The organism is Bacillus sp. 007/AIA-02/001 (genome assembly GCF_004634455.1).
Lineage (GTDB): Bacteria > Bacillota > Bacilli > Bacillales > Bacillaceae_G > Bacillus_A > Bacillus_A cereus.
This window is the reverse complement of record NZ_SEIY01000028.1, coordinates 41,676-48,563: the sequence shown is the minus strand read 5'-3', so window position 1 is coordinate 48,563 and position 6,888 is coordinate 41,676. Positions and strand designations below refer to the sequence as shown.

The following is a 6,888-nucleotide window of genomic DNA, read 5'->3' as shown; positions in this document are numbered from 1 at the left end:
TCGAGGTGGAAGCATGGTGACATGTGGAGCTGACGAATACTAATAGATCGAGGACTTAACCATATAATATGTAGCAATGTTATCTAGTTTTGAAGGAATATGCCTTCATAGTTTGGTGATGATGGCAGAGAGGTCACACCCGTTCCCATACCGAACACGGAAGTTAAGCTCTCTAGCGCCGATGGTAGTTGGGACCTTGTCCCTGTGAGAGTAGGACGTCGCCAAGCAACTAAAAACACAAGTCATTTGACTTGTGTTTTTTTGTATTGTTAAAAAGAACGGGAAAGAAGTAAGGGTGATACAAACACGTTGCCCAAGAGTTAATCATATTATATAAGAGATGGGTGTATATTTTTCTGTAAATTGTTAAGGATTAGAAGTATAAAATAGGTTCACTAAAATAGGGAGGGAAGGCTATGAAATTACAAAGTGAAGTTTGTATTGTTTGTGAGACAAAAAGAAAAGAAGGTATATATGTTTATAATAATTTAATATGCTATGAATGTGAAAAGGATATGGTGAATACAGAGACAGATGATCCGAAATATATACATTATTTAAAGCAGCTTCGAAAATTAGAAGTATCATATTTTTAAATAGGCATATGCCTATTATTTTTTTTGTTCTGTATAATAGATAGAGAATGAATAATAAGGAAGAGATGTAGATGAATCAAAATCGTATGCCTTTATATGAGGCGTTAATAGAGTTTAAAGAAAGAGGGCCGTTATCCTTTCATGTTCCAGGTCATAAGAATGGTTTAAACTTCCCTCAGGAGGCAATAAGAGAGTTTAAAGATATTCTATCTATTGATGTAACTGAGTTAGCAGGACTAGATGATTTGCATAGTCCGTTTGAATGTATAGATGAGGCACAACAATTATTGGCTGAAGTTTATAATACAAAGAGGAGCTATTTTTTAATTAATGGTTCAACAGTCGGGAACTTAGCAATGATTTTGTCTTGTTGTGGGGAACATGATATTGTTCTTGTACAAAGAAATTGCCATAAATCAATTATTAATGCTTTAAAACTTGCGGGAGCAAATCCCATTTTTTTAGATCCATGGATTGATGAAGCTTATAACGTACCGGTGGGAGTTCGTAACGAAATTATTAAGAAAGCAATTGAAAAGTATCCAAATGCGAAAGCACTCATTTTAACGCATCCTAATTATTATGGTATGGGTATGGATCTAGAGGCAAGCATCGCTTTTGCACATGCACATAAAATCCCTGTTTTGGTAGATGAGGCACATGGGGCACATCTGTGCTTGGGAGAACCATTCCCAAAGTCAGCATTAACATATGGTGCAGATATTGTAGTTCATTCTGCACATAAAACATTACCCGCAATGACAATGGGTTCCTATTTACATATAAATAGTCACTTAGTAGACGAAGAGAAGGTTACTACTTATTTAAGTATGCTACAATCTAGTAGTCCATCGTATCCAATTATGGCTTCCTTGGATATAGCACGCTTTACAATGGCGCGTATAAAAGAAGAAGGTCACAGTGAAATTGTTGAGTTTTTACGAAGATTTAAGGAACAATTACGTTCTATTCCCCAAATCGCCATTTTAGAATATCCGTTGCAAGATGAGTTAAAGGTCACCGTACAAACTCGTTGTCAGTTATCAGGGTACGAATTACAGTCTGTATTTGAAAAGGTCGGTATATATACAGAGATGGCTGATCCGTACAATGTCCTATTTATTTTACCCTTACAAGTAAATGAGGGATATATGAAGGTTATAGAGATGATCCGAGTAGCATTGCAACATTATGAGGTGAAAGACAAGAGGGAATCTATTCGTTATACTTATAAAGGTGAATTCTCTCTTTTACCGTATACGTATAAACAACTAGACGGATATGAAACAAAGATAGTATCTATAGAAGAGGCTGTTGGAATGATAGCGGCGGAAATGGTGATTCCGTATCCACCTGGAATTCCATTGATTATGTATGGAGAGAGAATTACTTCAGAGCATAAAGAGCAAATTATGTATTTAGAGAGAGCAGGAGCTCGTTTTCAAGGTAATACGAAATATATGAAAGTGTATGATATAGAAAGTAGGTTTTAGGATGAAGGGATTATTTGTAACAATTGAGGGCCCAGAAGGTTCAGGTAAAACAACGTTAATTAAAAGCTTATTGCCATATTTTGAAAAAAAAGCACAAAAGGTAATGGCGACAAGGGAACCAGGCGGTATTGCAATTTCTGAGGACATTAGGACGATTTTACATAAACAAGAATATACGATGATGGAAGCACGTACAGAAGCGCTTCTTTATGCTGCTGCGCGCAGACAACATTTAGTAGAAAAAGTTATGCCAGCACTTAATGAGAACTACCTCGTGTTATGTGATCGTTTTATAGATAGCTCTTTAGCATACCAAGGCTATGCAAGAGGATTGGGTATGGATAAGGTATTTGAAATAAATCGTTTCGCAACAGAGGACTGTATGCCTAGTTTAACAATTTATCTAGACATTGAGCCTGAGGTTGGTTTGGCTCGGATTGAAAAAGATGCAGGACGTGAAGTAAATCGACTAGATATGGAAGATATCTCTTTCCATAAACGTGTGCGCGAAGGGTATTTACAAGTTGTAGAACGTTTCTCGGATCGTATTGTATTGGTAAATGCTGATCAGCCGATGGAAAAACTTATAGAAGAAGTTGTTCAGATTATAGAAGATAAATTGTTATAATAGAAGGAAAGAATGAAATAAGTGAGGTATGCATTATGACGAAGACGTGGGAGCAGCTTTCTGCTATACAACCCATCGGTGTAAAAATGTTGATGAATAGCATTGCAAAAGAGCGTATATCCCACGCTTACTTGTTAGAGGGAGGGAAAGGGACAGGAAAGTTTGCGACAGCAATTCAAATGGCAAAGAGTTTCCTCTGTTCTGAGCGGAATGGGGTAGAGCCCTGCCATGTATGTACAAACTGTAAGCGAATTGATTCAGGTAACCACCCTAACTTACATATTGTAAAACCAGACGGATTATCTATTAAAAAGCAGCAAATTCATGATTTACAAGAAGAGTTTTCAAAAACAGGATTAGAGGCAAATAAAAAATTATATATTATTGAGCACGCAGATCGTATGACAGCAAATGCGGCAAATACACTTTTGAAATTTTTAGAAGAACCAAGTAGTGATACAACTGCTATTTTACTTACTGAACAAAGTCATCAAATTTTAAATACGATTTTATCTCGTTGTCAAGTCGTTACGTTTAGACCGTTACCTACGGAATCTTTAATTAGAAGATTACAGGATGAAGGGATTACAGCATCTTTATCGACACTTGCTGCTCAACTTACAAATAGTTTTGATGAAGCTTTAGTTTTATGTAGTGATGAATGGTTTGCACAAGCACGAGCTTTAGTGATAAAATTATGTGAAGCGCTCGAAAAAGATAAAACCTCTATTTTTTTTGTACAAGAAAAATGGGGAAAACACTTTGGAGAGAAAGAACAATTACAGCAAGGTTTAGATATGTTACTCCTTATTTATAAGGATTTATTATATGTTCAACTTGGAGAAGAAGATCGTCTTGTTTTTCATGATCAGAAAGAGATGTTTGAATCGTTTTCCTATGCTCAGAAGCGCATTGTATCAGCTCTCTTTAATATATTAGAGGCAAAAAATAGAATCAACGCTAATGTAAATGCGCAGCTTGTGTTCGAACAGTTAGTGTTGCGGTTGCAGGAGGGATGACCGTTTTGTATGATGTAGTAGGTGTTCGCTTTAAGAAGGCCGGAAAGGTATATTACTTTGATCCAAACCAGTTCGATATCTCTGAAAATGAGTTTGTCATTGTAGAAACGGTAAGAGGTATTGAATACGGAAAAGTAGTTATTACCAAAAAACAAGTTGATGAAAACGACGTTGTATTACCGCTAAAAAAGGTTATTCGTATTGCAAATGAAAATGATCGTACCATTGTTGAAGAGAACAAACATGCTGCCAAAGAAGCATATCAAGTCTGTCAACAAAAGGTAGTAGAGCATAATCTTGATATGAAACTTGTAGATGTAGAGTATACATTCGATCGTAATAAGATTATTTTCTATTTTACTGCGGATGGTCGGATCGATTTCCGCGAACTAGTGAAGGACTTAGCCGCAATTTTTAGAACAAGAATTGAACTAAGACAAATTGGTGTTCGTGATGAAGCGAAGATGCTAGGTGGTATTGGTCCATGTGGTCGTATGCTTTGTTGTTCTACTTTTTTAGGGGATTTTGAACCTGTATCCATTAAAATGGCAAAGGATCAAAATTTATCATTAAATCCTGCAAAAATCTCTGGTTTATGTGGTCGCTTAATGTGTTGCTTAAAATATGAGAATGATGAATATGAGGCAGCAAAGGAACAACTTCCTGATTTAGATCAACGTATACAAACCCCGCATGGTACTGGCCGTGTTATCGGATTAAATATTTTAGAAAGATTAATTCAAGTGGAACTAGTAGACAAGGAACGGATAGTAGAATATACGTTAGATGAGTTAGTGAATAAAGGGGTCGTTTCGAGTCAAACCACAGATTAATGAGGTGGGTGCTTGTGGAGAAAAAAGATATTTTTGAATCGGTTTCTAGTATGGAAGAGCAAATTGGACATTTATATAAACAGTTGGGAGAGTTAAAACAGCATCTTGCAGAGTTGTTGGAAGAAAACCAGCATATAAAAATGGAAAATAACAATTTGCGACACCGTTTTGAAGAAGTGCAGAATAAAGAAAAACAAAAAACTCAAAAACGTAAAGAAGTGAAGCCGAAAACAGATATTGGTGAAGGCTATGACAATTTAGCGAGACTGTATCAAGAAGGTTTTCATATTTGCAATCTACATTATGGAAGTGTACGTAAAGAGGGAGATTGTTTATTCTGTCTGTCATTCTTAAATAAAAAGTGAAATTACCTTTCCAATTATAATTGGAAAGGTAATTTTTTATACATGAAATAGGGTAGGTTAAGGGTAAGAAAAGGAGCAGTATATGAATTTATATGAAGATGAACGTTTAGATTACTTATTAGCACAAGACATGAAGATTATACAAAGCCCATCAGTATTTAATTTTTCTTTAGATGCCGTTTTACTTGCAGATTTTGCATGGGTACCAATTCAAAAGGGGAATTTACTTGATTTGTGTACAGGTAACGCGGTTGTTCCCCTTCTATTAAGTACAAGAACAAAAGGAAATATTACTGGGGTGGAAATTCAAGAACGCTTATATGATATGGGAGTAAGAAGCGTTCAATACAATGGGTTGGAGGAAAGAATTCACCTCATACATGGAGATTTGAAAGATATGCCAGAGAAACTTGGGCGTCATCAATATGATGTTGTTACATGTAATCCACCATATTTTCAAACACCTCAAACTTCAGAGAAAAATATGAATGAACATTTAGCGATAGCTCGTCATGAAATTATGTGTACATTAGAAGATGTTGTATCTGTAAGTAGTCAGTTAGTAAAACAAGGTGGGAAAGTAGCGTTTGTACATCGTCCAGGGCGATTACTAGACATTGTCACATTAATGCGTAAATATAAAATTGAACCAAAGCGCGTGCAATTTGTTTATCCTAAGGTTGGAAAAGAAGCAAATACATTGTTAATTGAAGGAATTAAGGATGGAAATGCAGATTTGAAAATTTTACCGCCTCTCGTTGTATATGAGAACAATAACGAATATACAAAGGAGCTACGTTCGATTTTATATGGAGAAGAATAAGCACTTTTTTTATGTGGTAGAGTGCTCTGATGGAAGTTATTATGCTGGATATACAAACCATATAGAAAAGAGAATTCAGACTCATAATAGCGGCAAAGGGGCTAAGTATACACGCGTCAGGCTTCCTGTTGTTTTAAAATATGTAGAGACCCACGATGATAAGCGTACAGCTATGCAAGCGGAGTATTACTTTAAGCAATTAACGAGAAAACAAAAAGAGGCATATATGCAAAAAGGAGAACGCTATGTGGCAACAAAAAAGCTTTCAACAAAATGAAAAGGGAGTTTTATATTTAGTACCAACTCCTATTGGAAACCTAGAAGATATGACATTTCGTGCAATCCGAATTTTAAAAGAAGTTGATTTAATTGCTGCTGAAGATACGAGACAAACGAAAAAACTTTGTAATTATTTTGAAATTGAAACACCTGTTACGAGTTATCATGAGCACAATAAAGAAGTAAGTGGGAAGAAACTATTAGAGAAATTAGAGGATGGAAAGAATGTAGCACTTGTTAGCGACGCTGGTATGCCGTGTATTTCTGATCCAGGTTACGATATTGTCGTTGAGGCAGTAGCTGAGCAATATCATGTAATTCCGCTTCCTGGAGCAAATGCAGCCCTTACAGCATTAATTGCATCCGGTCTTGAAACAAAGCAGTTTTATTTCTATGGTTTCTTGCAGAGAAACAAAAAGGAACGAAAGATGGAGTTAGAAAAGCTTCGTTATGTACAAACTACAATGATGTTTTATGAAGCGCCTCATCGTTTAGACGATACTTTAATTTCGATGCAGGAAGTGTTGGGAAATAGAGAGATTGTATTATGTCGAGAGTTAACTAAAAAATTTGAGGAATTTATTCGAGGGACAATCGAAGAAGCAATTGAGTGGACGAAGCAAAATGAAGTACGTGGTGAGTTTTGTATTTTAGTAGCTGGTTCAACAGAAGAACCTGCTCCAGAAGAACAATGGTGGGAATCTCTTTCGGTATATGATCATATTGAATATTATATAAATGAAAAAAGTATGAATTCAAAAGAAGCGATTAAAACAGTCGCTAAAGATCGAGATTTGTCGAAAAGAGATGTATATCAAATCTATCATGTCGATAAAAAATAAGCTTCTCATA

The 6,888-nt window shown here is 35.7% G+C and carries 9 protein-coding genes and 1 rRNA gene; all 10 read left to right on the top strand.

Annotation, left to right across the window (positions count from 1 at the left end; translation table 11 throughout):
- Positions 1-111 precede the first annotated feature (111 nt).
- The 10 genes from rrf (at position 112) to rsmI (ending at position 6,878) form a co-directional block, all read left to right on the top strand.
- Positions 112-227, top strand: a 5S ribosomal RNA gene (gene rrf, locus ES895_RS27935).
- A 189-nt stretch (positions 228-416) separates the two neighbouring features.
- Complete coding sequence (locus ES895_RS27930) at positions 417-596, top strand: sigma factor G inhibitor Gin (protein ID WP_000776279.1); 180 nt, start codon at positions 417-419, stop codon at positions 594-596.
- Between the two features lie 71 nt (positions 597-667).
- Complete coding sequence (locus tag ES895_RS27925) at positions 668-2,089, top strand: aminotransferase class I/II-fold pyridoxal phosphate-dependent enzyme (RefSeq protein ID WP_001075296.1); 1,422 nt, start codon at positions 668-670, stop codon at positions 2,087-2,089.
- Between the two features lies 1 nt (position 2,090).
- The gene (gene tmk, locus ES895_RS27920) at positions 2,091-2,717 is read left to right on the top strand and encodes a dTMP kinase (protein ID WP_000677214.1); all 627 of its coding nucleotides are present in this window, start codon (positions 2,091-2,093) and stop codon (positions 2,715-2,717) included.
- A 35-nt stretch (positions 2,718-2,752) separates the two neighbouring features.
- Complete coding sequence (gene holB, locus ES895_RS27915) at positions 2,753-3,736, top strand: DNA polymerase III subunit delta' (protein ID WP_135238823.1); 984 nt, start codon at positions 2,753-2,755, stop codon at positions 3,734-3,736.
- A gap of 5 nt (positions 3,737-3,741) precedes the next feature.
- A complete protein-coding gene (locus ES895_RS27910; RefSeq protein WP_000272429.1) occupies positions 3,742-4,569 on the top strand; it encodes a PSP1 domain-containing protein in 828 nt (275 codons plus the stop codon).
- Positions 4,570-4,583: 14 nt separating this feature from the next.
- On the top strand, positions 4,584-4,934 hold the full coding sequence (yabA, locus tag ES895_RS27905; protein ID WP_000412063.1) for a DNA replication initiation control protein YabA: 351 nt from the start codon (positions 4,584-4,586) through the stop codon (positions 4,932-4,934).
- 82 nt (positions 4,935-5,016) lie between these two features.
- Complete coding sequence (locus tag ES895_RS27900) at positions 5,017-5,757, top strand: tRNA1(Val) (adenine(37)-N6)-methyltransferase (RefSeq protein WP_001055367.1); 741 nt, start codon at positions 5,017-5,019, stop codon at positions 5,755-5,757.
- Positions 5,744-6,034, top strand: a complete 291-nt coding sequence (locus ES895_RS27895) for a GIY-YIG nuclease family protein (protein ID WP_000414350.1) — start codon at positions 5,744-5,746, stop codon at positions 6,032-6,034. Before ES895_RS27900 ends, ES895_RS27895 begins: the two co-directional genes overlap by 14 nt.
- Entirely contained in the window at positions 6,003-6,878 is an 876-nt protein-coding gene (rsmI, locus tag ES895_RS27890; protein WP_000267821.1) for a 16S rRNA (cytidine(1402)-2'-O)-methyltransferase, read from the top strand. Before ES895_RS27895 ends, rsmI begins: the two co-directional genes overlap by 32 nt.
- Positions 6,879-6,888: the final 10 nt, after the last annotated feature.